The organism is Tritonibacter mobilis, assembly GCF_001681715.1.
Classification (GTDB): domain Bacteria; phylum Pseudomonadota; class Alphaproteobacteria; order Rhodobacterales; family Rhodobacteraceae; genus Epibacterium; species Epibacterium mobile.
In genome coordinates this window covers 26,626-43,554 of the sequence record NZ_LNWY01000021.1, presented here as the reverse complement: position 1 = coordinate 43,554, position 16,929 = coordinate 26,626, and the positions used below count along the sequence as shown (strand labels likewise).

General features: G+C 60.9%; 16 protein-coding genes. 4 read left to right on the top strand and 12 right to left on the bottom strand.

Translation table 11 applies throughout. From position 1 onward, the window contains the following. Window position 1: 1 nt before the first annotated feature. The 7 genes from UB90_RS19200 to crcB form a co-directional block, all read right to left on the bottom strand. On the bottom strand, window positions 2–1,330 hold the full coding sequence (locus tag UB90_RS19200) for an amino acid ABC transporter permease (RefSeq protein ID WP_065326686.1): 1,329 nt from the start codon (window positions 1,328–1,330) through the stop codon (window positions 2–4). A 1-nt stretch (window position 1,331) separates the two neighbouring features. Further along, the gene (locus tag UB90_RS19195; protein WP_005633188.1) at window positions 1,332–2,600 is read right to left on the bottom strand and encodes an amino acid ABC transporter permease; all 1,269 of its coding nucleotides are present in this window, start codon (window positions 2,598–2,600) and stop codon (window positions 1,332–1,334) included. A gap of 139 nt (window positions 2,601–2,739) precedes the next feature. After that, window positions 2,740–3,756: an amino acid ABC transporter substrate-binding protein gene (locus UB90_RS19190; protein WP_039982887.1), complete on the bottom strand. Its 1,017-nt coding sequence runs from the start codon at window positions 3,754–3,756 to the stop codon at window positions 2,740–2,742. Window positions 3,757–4,066: 310 nt separating this feature from the next. Then, the gene (locus tag UB90_RS19185) at window positions 4,067–4,771 is read right to left on the bottom strand and encodes an ATP12 family chaperone protein (protein ID WP_065326687.1); all 705 of its coding nucleotides are present in this window, start codon (window positions 4,769–4,771) and stop codon (window positions 4,067–4,069) included. Between the two features lie 42 nt (window positions 4,772–4,813). After that, window positions 4,814–5,482 carry an HAD-IA family hydrolase gene (locus tag UB90_RS19180; protein WP_065326688.1) on the bottom strand — a complete coding sequence of 223 codons (669 nt, stop codon included), beginning with the start codon at window positions 5,480–5,482 and terminating at the stop codon, window positions 4,814–4,816. Further along, window positions 5,479–6,525, bottom strand: a complete 1,047-nt coding sequence (locus UB90_RS19175) for an RluA family pseudouridine synthase (RefSeq protein ID WP_065326689.1) — start codon at window positions 6,523–6,525, stop codon at window positions 5,479–5,481. Before UB90_RS19175 ends, UB90_RS19180 begins: the two co-directional genes overlap by 4 nt. Beyond that, window positions 6,522–6,902 carry a fluoride efflux transporter CrcB gene (gene crcB, locus UB90_RS19170; protein WP_065326690.1) on the bottom strand — a complete coding sequence of 127 codons (381 nt, stop codon included), beginning with the start codon at window positions 6,900–6,902 and terminating at the stop codon, window positions 6,522–6,524. The genes UB90_RS19175 and crcB overlap by 4 nt, the downstream gene beginning before the upstream one ends. A 167-nt stretch (window positions 6,903–7,069) precedes the next feature. Between crcB and UB90_RS19165 the strand changes: the two genes are divergently transcribed. Beyond that, window positions 7,070–8,464: a multicopper oxidase family protein gene (locus tag UB90_RS19165; RefSeq protein WP_081285620.1), complete on the top strand. Its 1,395-nt coding sequence runs from the start codon at window positions 7,070–7,072 to the stop codon at window positions 8,462–8,464. 67 nt (window positions 8,465–8,531) lie between these two features. On the opposite strand, the gene UB90_RS19160 is transcribed toward UB90_RS19165, so the two are convergent. From UB90_RS19160 to UB90_RS19150, 3 genes are all read right to left on the bottom strand, one after another. Next, on the bottom strand, window positions 8,532–9,863 hold the full coding sequence (locus tag UB90_RS19160; RefSeq protein WP_065332055.1) for a replication-associated recombination protein A: 1,332 nt from the start codon (window positions 9,861–9,863) through the stop codon (window positions 8,532–8,534). 3 nt (window positions 9,864–9,866) lie between these two features. Then, window positions 9,867–11,264 carry a trypsin-like peptidase domain-containing protein gene (locus UB90_RS19155; protein WP_065326693.1) on the bottom strand — a complete coding sequence of 466 codons (1,398 nt, stop codon included), beginning with the start codon at window positions 11,262–11,264 and terminating at the stop codon, window positions 9,867–9,869. A 181-nt stretch (window positions 11,265–11,445) separates the two neighbouring features. Then, window positions 11,446–12,540 (bottom strand): 3-deoxy-7-phosphoheptulonate synthase, encoded by a 1,095-nt coding sequence (locus UB90_RS19150; RefSeq protein WP_065326694.1) that lies wholly within the window; start codon window positions 12,538–12,540, stop codon window positions 11,446–11,448. 356 nt (window positions 12,541–12,896) lie between these two features. On the opposite strand from UB90_RS19150, the gene UB90_RS19145 reads away from it, so the two are divergent. Then, window positions 12,897–14,294 (top strand): MATE family efflux transporter, encoded by a 1,398-nt coding sequence (locus UB90_RS19145; protein ID WP_065326704.1) that lies wholly within the window; start codon window positions 12,897–12,899, stop codon window positions 14,292–14,294. Here UB90_RS19145 and UB90_RS19140 read toward each other — a convergent pair. Beyond that, window positions 14,281–14,934 carry a YitT family protein gene (locus tag UB90_RS19140; protein ID WP_065326695.1) on the bottom strand — a complete coding sequence of 218 codons (654 nt, stop codon included), beginning with the start codon at window positions 14,932–14,934 and terminating at the stop codon, window positions 14,281–14,283. The genes UB90_RS19145 and UB90_RS19140 overlap by 14 nt on opposite strands. Before the next feature lie 151 nt (window positions 14,935–15,085). On the opposite strand from UB90_RS19140, the gene UB90_RS19135 reads away from it, so the two are divergent. Together UB90_RS19135 and UB90_RS19130 are read left to right on the top strand one after the other, a co-directional pair. Continuing rightward, a complete protein-coding gene (locus UB90_RS19135) occupies window positions 15,086–15,985 on the top strand; it encodes an NAD-dependent epimerase/dehydratase family protein (RefSeq protein WP_065323000.1) in 900 nt (299 codons plus the stop codon). A 55-nt stretch (window positions 15,986–16,040) separates the two neighbouring features. Then, window positions 16,041–16,379 carry a zinc ribbon domain-containing protein YjdM gene (locus UB90_RS19130; RefSeq protein WP_009176198.1) on the top strand — a complete coding sequence of 113 codons (339 nt, stop codon included), beginning with the start codon at window positions 16,041–16,043 and terminating at the stop codon, window positions 16,377–16,379. On the opposite strand, the gene UB90_RS19125 is transcribed toward UB90_RS19130, so the two are convergent. Beyond that, a complete protein-coding gene (locus UB90_RS19125; RefSeq protein WP_065326696.1) occupies window positions 16,376–16,774 on the bottom strand; it encodes a hypothetical protein in 399 nt (132 codons plus the stop codon). The two genes, UB90_RS19130 and UB90_RS19125, sit on opposite strands and share 4 nt — an antisense overlap. Between the last annotated feature and the right edge of the window lie 155 nt (window positions 16,775–16,929).

Sequence of the window (16,929 nt, the reverse complement as noted above, 5' to 3'; positions counted from 1 at the left end):
CTTAACGGTGGCCAGTCTGGAGTTTGCGCTCCAGATACATGGAATAGCGGGACATGCCGAAGCAGAAGACGAAGAACAGCAGCGCGATGAAGCCGTAAAGCTCCCACACAAGACCATTCCAGTCCGCATCAGCACGGATGGCGTTTGTCAGGTTCAGCGGGTCAAACAAACCGATAACCGACACAAGGGTGGTGTCCTTGAAAACGCCGATGAAGGTGGAGACGATGCCCGGAATGGAGATCTTCAACGCCTGCGGCATGATGATCAGCCGCTGCGCCTGCCAATAGTTGAGACCAAGACTGTCGGCCCCCTCATACTGACCTTTTGGCAGCGCCGCGAGACCGCCCCGGATCACCTCAGCCATATAGGCGGAGGCAAAGAGCGTCACCATGATGAAGACCCGCATGATGATGTCAAAGTTGGTCCCCGGGGGCATAAAGATATTCAAAAGCGTCGAGGCCACGAACAACAGTGTGATCAACGGCACGCCGCGGATGAACTCGATAAAGCCCACGCAGAGCGTCTTTACGATCAGCAGATCCGACTGACGTCCCAGTGCCAACACGATCCCGATCGGCAGCGACAGGCCAATGGCCACAACGCCGATGGTGATCGACAGCATGAAGCCCCCGAACTGCCGCGATTCCACCGATTCCAATGCCAGTGGGACCACTGAGGCCAGCGCTGAAGAAAACAGCGAGGCGACAAACAGCCACCACACAAATGCAGCGACAACACCGACGATCAAGCCGATCAGCTCCGATGTGCTCTGAGCGAGCGCCTTATAGACCACGTAGCCCAGCACAAACCCAAGTGCAGCAGACACCGGCGTCCACACGGTGCCACCCCACAACAGCCAAGGCATCAGGAACGGGTAAACTGCGGTGAAGTAGATCAGCTTGGCCGGAACCTTGTCGGAAAACAGCACCGGCGCCAGCGCGACAAACAGCAACACAAAGGCCAGAACCGGGCGCCAGCGCAGGTCAGCCGTCCCTTCCTCGTACCCATTGGGATAAAAGCCAAACAACAGCTGTGGCCAGCGTTCGGCAATCACGCCCCAGCACGCCCCAGCATTGTGGCCGCTGCGTCCCAGCTCTTCAAAGATCACGCGGCATTCTGGCAGCGAGGTGGCCGACCATGTCGGCACCCATGCCCAACCAATCAATCCGATCAGGATTTTGATCACGAAGTACAGCGACACCACTGTCAGGATCGAGTTGAACCAACCGGAGAACAGATTGGCGCGCGCCCATCCCACCACGCCAACTTCGCTGGCTGGCGGATCTTTGGGTGGCAGCATCTCCGTGCGAACGAAAGAAATGTCACTCATATTACCGCTCCACCAGTTTGACGCGATTGTTGTACCAGTTCATGGCGCTGGAAATCAGCAGGCTGATCGTGAGGTACACGAGCATACCCAAGAGCACGGTTTCCAACTCCCGCCCGGTCTGGTTCATGGTGATCCCCATCAATGTCCCGGTCAGATCCATGTAGCCCACAGCAATGGCGAGCGAGGAGTTCTTCGTCAGGTTCAGATAGTTGGAGATCAGCGGCGGAATGATAACGCGCAACGCCTGCGGCAGAACCACGAGGTTCATGATCCGCTTGGGGCGCAGACCAAGGGCCGCAGCCGCTTCTGTCTGACCTTTAGAGATTGCGAGAATACCAGAGCGCACGATCTCGGCGATGAAGGCCGCCGTATAGAGCGACAAGGCCAACCACAGCGCAATCAAGGAGTTGCGCAGATGGGTCCCGCCCGAGAAGTTAAACCCTTTCAATTCTGGATAACCAAGGTGGAAGCCCAGCACCAACATCAAGAGCGCAGATGGCACGATCACAACCGCGGCGCGGATGTGCCAGATCGTTGGCCGCCGCCCAGTGGATTCCTGCAGCGCGTCAGCCCATTTGCGAATGCGCATGGAAGCATAGAGGCTGCCGCCAAGCACGATCAAAAAGGCCATCAGATCGAGCGAGACATCAAAACGCAGCGCTGAATCGCCAAACACATGGATGTTGCCAAGCGAGTTGTGAAACAGCGGCTCTGGCACATAGACACCGCGATTGGTCACGGCGACGCTGTCAAAGACGCTCATCGTGGCTTCGGGAGTGTCCCCCCTAAAGGCGCGAGGCGCAGGCAGTGTCTCGATCAGGATCGCCATGATGAAAACGATCCACAAGAGCACCGGCACGTTGCGGAACATCTCGACGTAGATGGTCATCAAACGAGCGACAAGCCAGTTCGACGACAGGCGCAAGACGCCGATGATCACGCCAAGGATGGTTGCAGTGATACAGCCAAGAACGGCCACAACCAGCGTGTTCAGCAGACCAATCAACGACGCCCGCATGTGGCTGTCTTGATTGTCATAATCCAGAAGTCGCTGGTTGATGTCATAGCCCGCTGGCTCTGACAGGAAGCTAAAGCTGGGTTCTTTACCCAGATCCGTGAGGTTGTGAACGGTGTTGCTGATGATTGATCCGATAAGGATCATAAACCCGATCATGGCAACCACCTGAATGGTCGCGGAGCGATAGCGGGTGTCGTAAATCAGCATCGACAGCCGAAAACTCTCTTTCGGCGGGTCAGTCAAAGTCGACATATATAGGGATCCCCGAGGCCTGCAGTTCCAATCCTCCCGGCGAGGTTCATCCTCACTCTGTGACTGGCCGCAGATTTCGTTATTCTTTACTGGGAAGAAGGGCGCGAGGAGAACCTCACGCCCTTTCCGGTTTCAAAACTTAGCGGAACGGCGGTGCGTAAAGCAGGCCACCATCGGTCCACTGGGCGTTCAGGCCACGGGCCAGACCGACCGGAGTGTCCTCACCAATGGTCTTGGCAAAGATCTCACCGTAGTTACCACCAGCGGCCAGCGCTTTTTGAGCCCAGTCCGCGTCCAGACCGAGCATCTCGCCGAGGTTGCCCTCGGAGCCCAGCAGGCGGTTGATTTCCGGGTTGTCGGTGCCAGCTGCTTTTTCGGACATGTTCGCGGAGGTGATGCCCAGCTCTTCAGCTGCGACCAGCGCGTTCAGGGTCCAGCGCACCACGTCGCCCCACTCGTTGTCGCCGTGACGGACCAGCGGGCCGAGCGGCTCTTTGGAGATGATCTCCGGCAGGATCACGTGGTTGGACGGATCGTCAAAGGTCGCGCGGGTTGCCGCCAGACCGGATGCGTCGGTGGTGTAGACGTCGCAAGCACCCGCCAGATACTGCTGGCGCGCTTCTGCGTTGGTCTCGATCGGAACCGGCTCATAGGAGATGTTGTTGGCACGGAAGAAGTCCGCGAGGTTCAGCTCGGTGGTGGTACCGGTCTGAATACATACGGTCGCGCCGTCCAGTTCCTTGGCCGAGGACACGCCCAGCTCTTTGGGGATCATGAAGCCCTGACCATCGTAGTAGTTCACGCCGATGAATTCGAACTTCAGGTCAACGTCGCGGCTGAAGGTCCAAGTGGTGTTACGGGCCAGCACGTCAACCTCGCCAGAGGCCAGTGCGGTGAAGCGGGTCTTGCCGGTGGTCGGCACGTATTCGACCTTGCTCGGGTCACCGAGGACGGCTGCTGCCACAGCGCGGCAGACCGCGATGTCAAAGCCTTCCCACTCACCGTTGGCGTTCGGCGCAGAAAAGCCGACCAGACCGGTGGAGACCCCGCAGTTCAGTTTGTCGCGTGCCTTGACGTCGTCCAGCGTGCCGGCTGCTGCAGCACCGGCTGCGAGACCGGCCACGGTCAGCGCGCCAAAGAATACGGAATTGTTCATGTTTACCTCTTCCTGACTATCCACCTGAGTTGGTGGTTCTTTATCACCCACCCCGTCACGGTGCGGGCTGTTTGAAGCGAGGTTGGCCCCGCTTTCGTGGCCGAGTTTGGGCGGATTCATCAACGTACGTCAAGGGCAGTATCACCGAAATCAATGGGCTTTTCGCCTTGATCGGCTTGAGCTTGGTATTTTTTGGGCAATGGATTCGCGAATCATCGAACCCCTGATTCGACAAACGGCGCCCCGATTGGGACGCCGCATTGATTGACCGCCAACCGCTGGCGACAAGCATGAATTACTCAGCCTGCGCTCAGACCCGCGCGTAAAAACCCGCAGCGTGTTCAAAGGCCTGTTTTTTCTGGGCTTCAATAGCTTGCGCCTCGTCGTCCGGGCCCCAAAGCTCCTCTTGCCAGCGCTCATCAATGCGCGAGATTTCCCAGATCTCATCCAACGTGCGCCAGCCCTCTGCGGTGGCGAACCCAAGGATCAACGAACCGGTCAACCCCACCAGATCGTGAAACGCCGCGAGCTGAAACGGCGTCATTTGATGCACCCGCTTGCGCAGAACTTCCAGTGCAGCCCCGTCTTGCGGCGCATGCAGGATGCCAGCGCGCGGCAGCAGGCGTGCGCCCAGCGCAGCCTCGGCCCAATCCAGCGCCGCATCCCAAGATTCGCTCTGACGGGCGACCAGCCCCTCGGGGCTTTCGGCGCGGTAACACAACAGATCGCTGTCGCCGTACTCCGCCAGCATATCGGCAACCTCGGCGAACTGCACCGCCACCTTGTCGATCGCCGCATTGGCCGACCGCGTGTTGGGCATCGACAGCGGGTCGATCTGCTCGTCCTGCGCGTCCCACTCGGCGGCAATCGCCTCAGCCAGCGTCCGCGTCGGCACCACCAGCGCGGTTTTTGCCGGTGTTTTCACGCGCCGCCCGTCCAGCGCCACGGCAAAGCCCGCGCCGTCTTCCTCGACGCTCACCTCTTTCCAGAATCGCTTCTGTTTCCATTCACTCATCTTGGTCCGTCCTTCTTCGTCTCGGGCGTGGTCGCGGCAGGGTTAGTCCGGCCAGATCCGGCGCAACAGATCCGGCAGCGCGGCGAACTCCGCCAGCATGTGATCCGCCCCCAGATGCGCAGCCGCATGGTAGCCCCAATCCACGCCGATGGTCGTCACCCCGGCGGCGCGGCCCATGTCCATGTCAAATGTGGTGTCGCCAATCATCACCGTGTCGGCAGGCGGGATGCCCGTCTCCGACATCGCCGTGAGGATCATCGACGGATGCGGTTTGGAGGGGTGGTGATCGGCCACCTGACGGGTGACGAACATTCCCAGATCATGCCCTTCGATCAGCGCGTCCAACCCGCGCTGGGATTTCCCGGTGGCCACACCAAGGATGTATTCCGGCACCGCATGAAGCGCGTCCAGCACCTCCCGGGCTCCGGGATAAAGCGGTGAATGCGCCGCCCCTTTGTGCAAACGCTCTGCCTGAAAGGCGCGTTTGTAGCCCTCAACGAGCGCGTCCTGAACCTGCGCGGGCTGATCCGCCGCCAAACGCGTCATCGCCTGCGGTAGCGACAGCCCCACGATGGACAGGATCGCCGCGCGTGAGGGAGGCACCAACCCCGCACCTGCGAAAGCCTCATTCATGCAAGAAACAATCGTCCCCTGGCTGTCCACCAGGGTCCCGTCCACATCAAACAGAATGAGCTTCAGCGCAGAGGTCAAAACAGCGTCTCAAAGGGATCGTCGGCGGCCAGATCCTCGGTCCAGCCAAAGGTGTCCCAGCTCTCTTTCATATGATCCGGCAGCGCGGCGGTCACTGTCACCACTTTGCCGGTGACAGGGTGTTCGAACTGCAAACGGCGCGCGTGCAGGTGCAGTTTTTTCGAGATCAGACCGCCAATTTGCGCGCCCCAGCCATCGCCGAGGTTCTCCTGACCGGAACCGCCATATTTGCCATCGCCAATGATCGGATGCCCCATGCCCGCCATATGCGCCCGCAATTGGTGGGTGCGGCCCGTCACAGGCTCCATCGCGACCCAGCTCGCACGGCTCGCCACGCGGTAAAGCGTGGCATAAAAGGTATGCGCGCGCTTGGCCCCGGGCGTTGCATCCACATCGCGCGGATCAACGGGGATCATCTTTTCGCCCTCGCCGGATTTGCCGTGCCCCGGTGCCTTCACCAACCCGGTCTTGATCTCGCCAAGGTAGGGGGTCGGCACGCCTGCGACCAAGGCCCAGTAGATCTTGCGGGTGTTCTTGTGGCGGAAGGCTGCGGTGAGCCCCTGCGCCGCCTTGCGGTTGCGCGCCAGCACCAGCAGGCCGGATGTGTCCTTGTCGAGACGGTGCACCAGCCGCGGCTTGTCCTCGGCGTCAAAGCGCAGCGCTTCCGAGAGGCCATCCACATGTTTGGTCGTGCCGGAACCGCCCTGCACCGCCAGCCCCGCCGGTTTGTTGATCACCAGAACATCGTCGTCCTTATAGACCACGCAATCGCGAATCATCTTGGCGTCGGCATCCGAGATCTTCACCGGGCGCGCTTCGGCCGGTTTCATATCGCTCTCGGCCAGCGGCGGCACCCGCACCACCTGTCCGGCCTCAACGCGGGTGTTGGCCTTCACACGGCCCCCGTCCAGACGCAGCTCGCCCTTGCGGCACATCTTCTCGATGCGGCCTTGGTTCACATGCGGGAAAAGCCGCCGCAACCAGCGGTCGATCCGCTGGCCGCCGTCGTCTTCGGTGACGGTGATCATCTGCACGCCGTTCATGTCAGCACTCCTCTGGCCGCCATCATGCCAAGGGCAAGGGCTGCAATAGACAGGCCTGCGGAGAGGCCAATATAAAGCGCGGCCTGCCCGTAGGCCCCGCGCTCAAACAAGGTAACCGCCTCCAGCGAGAAGGCCGAAAACGTGGTGAAACCGCCCAGAACACCGGTCATCACAAAGGGCGACAGATGCGTCAGCCCCTTATGCGCCGCCAGCACCACAAAAGCACCCATCAGGGCAGAACCAAGGATATTCACCCCCAGCACCCCCAGCGGAAACGAGGTCGGCCCGAGCACGCGCAGCACGCCCACCCCCACGAGGTAGCGACAGCTTGCCCCAATCGCGCCGCCCAGCGCCACATTCAACACGGTTATCAACATGCCCGCTCCCTTCGCGCGAGGCGCGCTGGATGTCAAGTTTTGCGGCCCAATCGCGCCCCATGGCCGCTCTGCACCAGACGCAGACCGGGCCGTTCACAACTGCGTCAGCTTCCAGTGGGTGGAAGTCTTGTTCCCAACGCCTCGCTGGTTAGGCTCAGGCAAACGATATGAAAGCCCATCTTATGCGCCTCAGCCGACGTCACGCCCTGCAAGGACTCACCGCCCTCGCCACGCTCCCCGCCCTACCCCGTATGGCCCGCGCCACGGCCCATCGCCTGACCCTCGCGCCCGCCTCCCAGCAAATCGCCCCGCCAAACTACCCGGCCACGGATCTGTGGTGCGTCAACGGCACCATGCCGGGCGAAACCCTGCGCCTGAAACAGGGCGCACAGCTGGTGGCCGAGGTCGAAAACCGCCTGTCACAGCCCACCAGTCTCCATTGGCACGGCATCCGCATCGATAACGCCATGGACGGGGTGCCCGGCGTCACGCAGGACCCGATCCAGCCCGGTGAAACCTTCACCTATGATTTCGTCCTGCCAGATGCGGGCAGCTACTGGTACCATTCCCACGCGCAATCGGTGGAACAGGTCGAACGCGGCCTGCAAGGCGTGTTGATCGTCGAGGAACCGGATGCGCCGGATGTGGATCAGGACCTGCCGCTGGTGATTGACGACCTGCGTGTCACGGCTGAGGCCGCGGTCGATACCGCGTTCAATGCCCCGCATGATCTGTCGCACGCGGGCCGCATGGGCAATGTGCTCTTGTGCAACGGCAAGATGGTGGCGGACCACCCCGTCAAAACCGGCGACCGCCTGCGCCTGCGCCTCATCAACAGCGCCAATGCGCGCATTTTCACCCTCGGCCTTCAAGGGCTTGAGGGCTGGGTGATGGCCTATGACGGCATGCCACTGGCCACGCCGATGCCGCTGCCGGACCAACTTGTCCTCGCCCCCGCCCAGCGCATCGACCTCTTTGTCGACGTGACTGCCAAGGCTGGCGAGGACGCATTTCTCCTCCAGTTTGAGCGCGATGGCGGCTATGAGCTGGCCCGCTTTCCGGTGTCATCCGGCACCCGCACCCGCCGCACCGCGCCCACTGCGCTACCGCCCAATCCCGACTTTCCCATCGATCTGAACGCCGCCCGCAGCGTCGATCTGATCACCGAAGGCGGCGCGATGGCGTGGCTGCAAAACGCCAATTTCAAAGGCGAAGACCTCTCTGGCCAGGACCTCGCCCAATTGGGCCAGTTCTGGTCCTTCAACGGCACCGCAGGCCGCCCGATTGAGCCGCTGATCACCGCAAGCCGGGGGGAGACCATCCGCATCCGCATGGTCAACGACACCCAGTTCCCACATGCCATGCATCTGCACGGCATGCATTTTTCCGAGGTCCTGCCAGATGGCACCCTCGGTCCGTTGCGTGACACGCTCCTGATGCTGCGCGGAGAAACCCGCGAGATCGCCTTTCAGGCCCATAACCCGGGTGATTGGCTGTTTCACTGCCATATGCTGTCGCATCACGCCGCGGGCATGGGCACATGGGTACGGGTGACAGCCTGACGCCCCGGCTCTTCTAACCGCAAATATCCCCGCCGGAGGCCTTCAGGTTTTGCCCGCAAAACCTGAATTACTCTCCTTGGCGCTGGATGCGTTTCTTGGCAAAGAACTCCGTGCGCTTGCGCAGCTCGCGCTCAAACCCGCGTTCCACCGGCTGATAGAGCACAGGTCGTTTCACCCCGTCGGGAAAGTAATTCTGCCCCGAAAATCCATCCTCGGCGTTGTGGTCGTAGTCATAACCTTTGCCATATCCCTGCTCTTCCATCAGCTTGGTTGGCGCATTCAGAATATGTTTGGGCGGTGGCTCTGACCCCGTCTCCTTGGCCAAGCGCCGCGCCGCCTTATAGGCCATGTAGCCTGCGTTGGTCTTGGGCGCGAGCGCGAGGTAAATCACCGCCTGCGCCAGCGCCAACTCCCCCTCGGGCGAACCAAGCCGCTCATAGGCTTCCCAAGCTTGCAGGCAGATCGCCTGCGCTTGCGGGTCGGCAAGCGCAATGTCCTCCACCGCCATCCGGGTCAGACGCCGCGCCAGATACTTGGGGTCTTCGCCGCCCTCTAGCATCCGCGCAAACCAATAAAGGGCCGCATCCGGGTCTGAGCCACGCACCGATTTATGCAGCGCCGAGATAAGGTTATAATGCTCATCGCCGGATTTGTCATATTTCGCCGCCCGCCGCATCAGCCGCGTTGCCAGCGCCTCGCGGCCGAGGGGCTGATCGACCTTCCAAGCCGCGACCTGCTCGATCAGATTTAAGAGCGCCCGCCCGTCGCCATCGGCCATCTGATGCAGCGCATCGCGCGCCTCGGGCAACAGCGGCAACCGGCGTTCCAGTGCCTTTTCCGCGCGCTGCATCAGCCGCTCCAGATCCGCAAGGCTCAGACGTTCCAGCACCAGAACCTGCGAGCGCGACAACACGGCGGCATTGAGCTCGAAACTCGGGTTTTCCGTCGTGGCCCCCACCAGAAGGATGGTGCCATCCTCCATATGCGGCAGGAACCCGTCCTGCTGGGCCTTGTTGAAACGGTGGATCTCGTCCACAAACAACAGCGTGCCCTGCCCGTTCTGGCGCCGGATCTTAGCCGCCTCAAACACTTTCTTCAGGTCCGGCACACCGGTAAAGATCGCCGAGATCTGCACAAAATGCAGATCGGTTTCCTGCGCCAACAGCCGCGCAATGGTGGTCTTGCCCCCCCCCGGTGGTCCCCAGAAAATGAGCGACGAGAGGCTCCCAGAGGCCAGCATCACCCCCAACGGTGCCTCTTCGCCCAGCACCTGCTCCTGACCGATCACCTCGGCAAGCGTGCGGGGCCGCAACCGGTCCGCGAGCGGGCGCGGAGCGTCATTGGCCGCATCGTGATCGCGCTGAGCGCCCGCCTCCCCGCTGTCAAACAGATCCGCCATCGCTTAGAGCCGGAACCGCAACGACACGCGCTGGCCCTGTCGCAGCAGATCCAGCCGCATCCAGCGGCCACTGTTCATCAGAAGGTTCGCCACATCCTCGGGCGCTGTGATCTCCTCGCCATTGATGGCCAGCAGCAAATCCCCCGCGCGCACGCCGCCGCGCCCGGCATAGGGGCCGGGGTCCATCACCACCACCCCTTCGGTCGACAGCGGCAGCTGCATCTTGGTGATGACCTGCGGGTTCACCTGACCCACCACCAGCCCCGGCATCGGGGTTTGCTCGTTCAGCGTGATTGGATCAGCGGCCGGAGAATTGGGCGCTTCCATCAGCGCGACCTCAACGGTCTCGGTTTCGCCCTGACGCACCCGCGTCACCACGCTGGTGCCACCCAGTTCCGCCACCGACAGACGAAAGGCCATCTCGGAGGGCGAGTTCACCGGCTCACCGTCCACTGCCAGCACCACATCGCCCACCTCAAAACCCGCCTCGACAAAGGGGCTTTGCGGATGCAGCTCAGAAATCAGCATCCCATCCACCTGACCAAGGCCCAAGGCTTCTGCCAGATCGGAATCCACCGGCTGGCCTGTCATCCCTGCCCACGGGCGCTGAAATTCGCCTTCGCCCTCACGCGCCTGACGCACAAATTCGCGCACCAGATTGGCCGGGATGGCGAAGCCAATACCATTGGAGCCGCCCGAGCGGCTGAGGATACGGGTGTTGATGCCAATGAGATCACCATTCACATCAATCAGCGCCCCACCAGAGTTGCCCGGATTGATCGGCGCATCGGTCTGGATGTAATAGCCAAACCCCTGCCCGCCGCCGGTGCCCGTGCGCGCAAGGCCCGAGATAATGCCCGAGGACACCGTCTGCCCCACCCCAAAGGGGTTGCCGATGGCCAGGGTCAGCTCGCCCACCTCGACCTCATCGCTGTTGCGCAGGCCAAGGAATGGCAAGCCTTCGGCGTCTTTCAACTGCAAGATCGCCAGATCGGACGCCTGATCCGCAAGGATCACCTCGGCCTGATACTCGCGCCGATCATTGGTCACCACGCGGATATCGGACGCCTCTCCGACCACGTGATAATTTGAGACCACGATGCCATCCTCGGAGAGGATCACGCCAGAGCCGAGCGAGTTCTGCACCCTCGGGCGCGGCTGGGCAAACTGGCGAAAGAAATCATCAAAGAACGGATCATCCGCAAAGGGGCTGCGAGCGCGGTCCTGTCGGATGATCTTGGCGTAAATATTCACAACCGCCGGTGCGGCCTCGTTGACCAGTGGCGCAAACCCCAGTGAAATCTCGGTCTGGCTCTGCGGGACTTTGGTCTCTGCCTGCGCCGCAAGCGGCAAGCTGGTCACCAGAGCGAGGGTCAGGGGAAGGGCAAGACTGCGGATCATGGGGCCTCCGGACATATTATTTCGGTTCTGATGATATGCGGAGGCGGACAGGTGATTGCAAGCATGTGCAGAAAAACCGGGGCTTAAGGGGCGCTGCCCCTCCTGACCTGCGGTCAGTTCACCCCGGGATATTTTGGGTTAGAAGATGAAGGGGGCGGGATTGCGCCGCCCCAGTCCCCAATCAGCCAGCAAGGCGCGCGCCGAGGGCACGGCGGCTGTCCACCGCCTGTGCCAGTTTGCGCAGCTGGGTTTCGGTTTCCTCCCAGCCGATGCAGCCGTCAGTGATCGACTGACCGTAGGTGAGGGTCGACAAATCGCCGCCCGAGGGCAGGTCCTGGCGGCCATGCACCAGATGGCTTTCGATCATGATGCCGGTGATGCGGGTTTCGCCCTGCGCCATCTGATCGGCCACATCCGAAAGCACCTCGGGCTGTTTGGCCGGGTCTTTGGCGGAGTTGGCATGGCTTGCGTCGATCATCACCTGCGGGCGGATGCCATCGGCTGCGGCCTTTTGGCAGGCGGCATCAATGCTGGCCGCGTCATAGTTGGTGCCACCGCCCCCGCGCAGGATGATATGGCAATCGGGGTTGCCAGCCGTGGCGGCAATCGCCGCGAGGCCCGAAGGCGCCAGCGCCATGAAATGATGCGGTGTGGCTGCAGAGCGCACCGCGTCGATGGCAATCTGCACATTGCCGCGGGTGCCGTTCTTGAACCCCACCGGGCAGCTCAGGCCCGAGGCCATCTCGCGGTGGATCTGGCTCTCGGTGGTGCGGGCGCCAATCGCGGCCCAGCTGACCAGATCGCTGATGTATTGCGGCACCGCCGCATCGAGGAATTCGGTCCCCACCGGCAGGCCCATCTCGCTCAGGTCAAGGCAGAGTTTGCGGGCAATCGACAAGCCCTTATTGATGCGGAAAGACCCGTCGAGGTCGGGGTCGTTGATCAGCCCCTTCCAGCCTGCAATGGTGCGGGGTTTTTCAAAGTAGACCCGCATCACGATCTCGAGCTCATCGCCCAGCTCGGCGCGCAGAGGGGCGAGGCGGCGGGCGTAGTCCAGCGCGGCCTCGGGGTCGTGGATGGAACAGGGACCAACCACCACGACCAGCCGGTCGTCCACACCATGCAGGATCTTTTGAATGCTGGCGCGTGCGGACAGGACGGTCTCGCGCGCGGCATCGGTCAGCGGGTGTTTCACCGCGAGGGCTTCGGGGCAGATCAATTCCTGCATATCGGTAATCCGGAGGTCATTTGTCGGGGTCGCAGAGAGCGTTGTCATCGGGGCTTTCCTTTGGCGGGTGCCCCGTCTGGACCTCTGGACAACAAAAAACCGCCCTTGGTCCCGGGGCGGTTTGGTGCGGTATTCTGGTGTTTCTGTCAGTTCAATTCAGAAACGCGAAGACCCTCCGTCCGCCATGTGGCGCGGATAAAAGTAATACCAGAACTGAGCGAACTGTTGGGTCATGCGCCGGACGCTAGCGAAGATTCGCGCCCCTGTCGATCCCCAAAAATTGCCATGATTTCATCGCAGGCACCGGGAGGAACACGGACGGGAAAGGGTTTGTACCTGCGCGCCTTGCGACTAAATAGGACCAGCGGATGCTCCGCAAAGACCAAGATGACGGAGATCCCTGCATGCAACAGGCCAAGTTTCTCAAAGGCAATTTGCTGCGCCATATCACGGTGATGTCGCTCACCTCCTCGGTGGGGTTGATGGCGGTGTTTGCGGTGGATTTCATCGACATGGTCTTTATCGCCATGCTCGGCAAAGAAGAGCTGGCGGCGGCCGTGGGCTATGCCGGTGCGATCCTGTTTTTCACCACCTCATTCAACATCGGGATTGCCATTGCGGCAGGTGCGTTGGTGGCGCGGGCCTTGGGCGCGGGGGATCATGTACTGGCCCGGCAGCAGGCCTCTAACGCCTTGATATGGGGCGGGGTTTTCTCGGCTCTCTTTGCCGTGGTGATCTGGATTTACCTCTCGCCTCTGGTGTCGCTTCTGGGGGCCAACGGACGGGCGCATGATCTGGCGGTGGACTATCTGAAAATCATCGTGCCGACCTTGCCGCTCCTGTTGATGGGGATGGCGGGAGGGGCGATCCTGCGCGCCCATGGCGATGCGCGCCGCGCCATGATGGCCACCATTGCCGGGGGGCTGGTCAATGCGGTCTTGGACCCGATCCTGATCTTCGGCCTTAATATGGAACTCACCGGCGCGGCCCTTGCCAGTGCCGCCTCGCGGGTGGCGGTTGCGGTCTTTGCTTTGGGGCCGATCTTTCGCCACCACGGCGGGTTGGAGCGCCCGCCGCTGTCGCTGTTCATCGCCGGGCTTGCGCCAATCTTTGCGATTTCCTTTCCGGCGATTCTCACGCAGTTGGCCACCCCGGTCGGACAGGCCTTTGTCACCCGCGCCATGGCGGAGTTTGGCGAGGATGCGGTGGCGGGCATGGCGATTATCGCCCGGATGTCGCCGCTGGCCTTTGGCACCATCTTTGCGCTGTCGGGTGCTGTGGGGCCAATTGTCGGACAGAACTACGGCGCGGGGAATTTTGCCCGTGTGCGGCGCGCGTTTTGGGATGCGCTCCTGTTCACTGGTATCTTTGTGGCGGTGATGACGGCGATCCTGTTTGCCCTGCGCACGCATGTTGCCGCACTGTTTGACGCCGACGGCACCGCGCTTACGCTGATCTATCTATTTTGCGGCCCGCTTGCGCTGGCGTTCTTCTTTAACGGAGCGATCTTTGTGGCCAATGCCAGCTTCAACAACCTTGGCCGCCCGTTCAACTCCACCTGGCTGAACTGGGGGCGCAATACCATCGGGACCATCCCGCTGGTGTGGCTGGGCGCTCATTTTTATGGAGCATCCGGCGCATTGATCGGTCAGGCGGTGGGCGGTGTGATCTTTGGAATCTTTGCGATCTGGCTTGCGCGGCGCGTGATTGCAGAGGTTGAGGCCACAGGTGGCGCCCCCAAAGGCCCCGGCCTGTTCCAGCGTCAGGCGCGCCAGATCATCCTTGCTTTCAGTCGGCGCTAGGCTCTTTGGGCGTGGCGCGCCCATAGCCGGGGCGCCCTGTGCCGCTTTGGGCGACGTCGAAATTCCACACGATGCAGAGGTTGGTGAACATCGCACCAATAAACGAATAGATCAGCTGTTCGGGTGACAGCACCAGCGCCGCAGCGGCAAAAACGCAAGCGTCGACGCCCAGTTGGAACCAGCCAGCCTTGAACCCGGTGCGGTGCTCGATGATGATGCCAAGGATGGTCATGCCACCGGCAGAGGCATTGTGGCGAAAGATCGCGATCAGCCCGGCTCCGCTGCACGCCCCACCCAAGAGCGCCGCAACGCCGATGTGCAGCGCATCAAAGCTCAGGTAGTGCGGCAGGATCTGCGCCCCGGCGGAGATCCCCAGAACCACCATCACCGTGCGCAGGGCAAAAACCGCGCCGCGTTTGCTCCATGCAAGGATCAGGAACGGAATCCCGATCATAAAAAACAGCGGCCCAAAACCCAGCGGCAACACATAAGAGAGCAACAACGCAATCCCCGCCGTCTGCCCGGTCACCAGCCCCGCGGCCTTAAGGAACACCACGCCGAGCGAACACATCAACACGCCAAAGACCAGACCTTGCAGATCAAAGAGGGTCAGGAGGGGTTTGGTCTGTGTTGTGTTCATCAAAGCTGTCCTTGCGTTGCTGTGCATTGGTGATAGGGCGCTGCAGCGCAGAAAACAATGTCTGAGGCGCGCGGGAGGTGGATCACGCAAGAGTGCACTGGACCGAAGCCTTGTTAACGCTATCCTCCCGCAAAAATATGAGGAGGACGTCATGCGTATTCTATTCACCGGAGGGTCTGGCAAGGCCGGGCGTCATGTGATTGCCTATTTGCTGGCGCGAGGGCATCGGGTGGTCAACGTGGATCTGAAACCGCTGGACCTGCCCGGTGTCGACAACCGCATCGCGGATATTTCGGATGCCGGTCAGATGCACGATGTGATGCATGCTTGGGCGGGCTATGACGAGATGGAGCATCACCGAACCCCGCCCCCCTTTGACGCGGTGGTGCATTTCGCCGCCGTGCCGCGCCTTTTGATGACCTCAGATAATGAATGCTACCGGATCAATACCATCGGCACTTACAATGTGATCGACGCAGCGCTGAAGGCTGGTGTGCGCAAGGTGATCTTTGCCTCCTCCGAGACTACCTATGGCATCTGTTTTGCAGGCGGTGAGCGCAAACCCGAATATCTGCCCATCGACGAGGACCACCCGGTGGTGCCCGAGGATGCCTATGCGATGTCCAAGGTCGCCAATGAGCAGGCCGCACAGAGCTTCCAGCGCCGCACCGGTGCCGATATCTATGGGCTGCGCATCAATAATGTGATCGAGCCGCATGAATACAAGGCGAACTTCCCCGCCTATATGGCCGATCCCGACATGCGGCGGCGCAACATCTTTGCCTATATCGACGCGCGGGATCTTGGCCAGATGGTGCAGCGCTGTCTGGAAGTCGACGGCCTTGGCTATGAGATCTTTAACGTGGCCAACAGCGATCACTCAGTGAACCTGACCACCTCGGAAATCATCACCCATTACTATGACGGCATCCCCGCCAAGGAGATGGGAGAGGATGAGACCTTTTATTGCATTGAGAAGGCCGAGCGATTGCTGGGTTTTGCGCCTGAGCACAATTGGCGCATGTATCTTCATGACCCGCGCGAGGCGTAGGCGTCGGGCAACATTTGACTAGGCGCAGGCGGGGCTAGGGAGTATGGGGAGTGTCATGACAGATACCTTGCCCCCCTGCCCCGAATGCGCCTCGGTCTATACATACGCGATGGACGCCCTGCTGGTCTGCCCCGAGTGCGGCCATGAATGGTCTGCTGAGGCAGACACAGACGCGCCGGTGGTGCGCGACAGTGTGGGCAATGTTCTGGTGGATGGCGACACGGTGACAGTGATCAAGGACCTGAAGGTCAAAGGGTCCTCTTCTGTGGTCAAAGTCGGTACCAAAGTGCGCGGCATCCGTCTGGTCGACGGCGATCACGATATCGACTGCAAGGTACCGGGCATCGGGCAGATGGGCCTCAAGAGCCAGTTTGTGAAAAAAGCGGCGGATTAACCGCTAAGAAGGCTGTCAATTTGATCGGCAGCCAATTCCACTTGAGACTTCATCAGGCCGGAGTTGGCCGACCAGTTCTCAAGTTCTATCAATACCTGTTCATTCGCTCCCTTTTCTTTCAGGAGCTTCCGGTTTTCGACAACCAAATTCAATACTTGGTCACATTGGGCGCGCATCTCTAAGAGTGGGCCAATCACGTTCCGGGGATCGTTGTATAGCCCTTCTGCCTTTCTCAAAAGGCGAGTTGCTTCGAAATCCGCTAGCAACGCCGCTGATCTGGTATTCGCTTCGACATTTGCGATTAACGCGGCGGCTTTAAGCCGACGGTTTTCGGAATTCTGCGACGCAGAGTACCCAAGACCTAAAAAAGCAAAGAGTGTTTCAAGAACTGCCATTAATCACCTCAAACCCGTATTGAACAATAAGAACAAAATCTCTTTGCTCGGCAACGGCCAAGACCCGCGATGACAATACAAACATCTCCCGAGGGGAAAATCGGGGATTGTCTGGCCTAACGGTCGGACGAGACATCGTCATCATTCAAACAAAA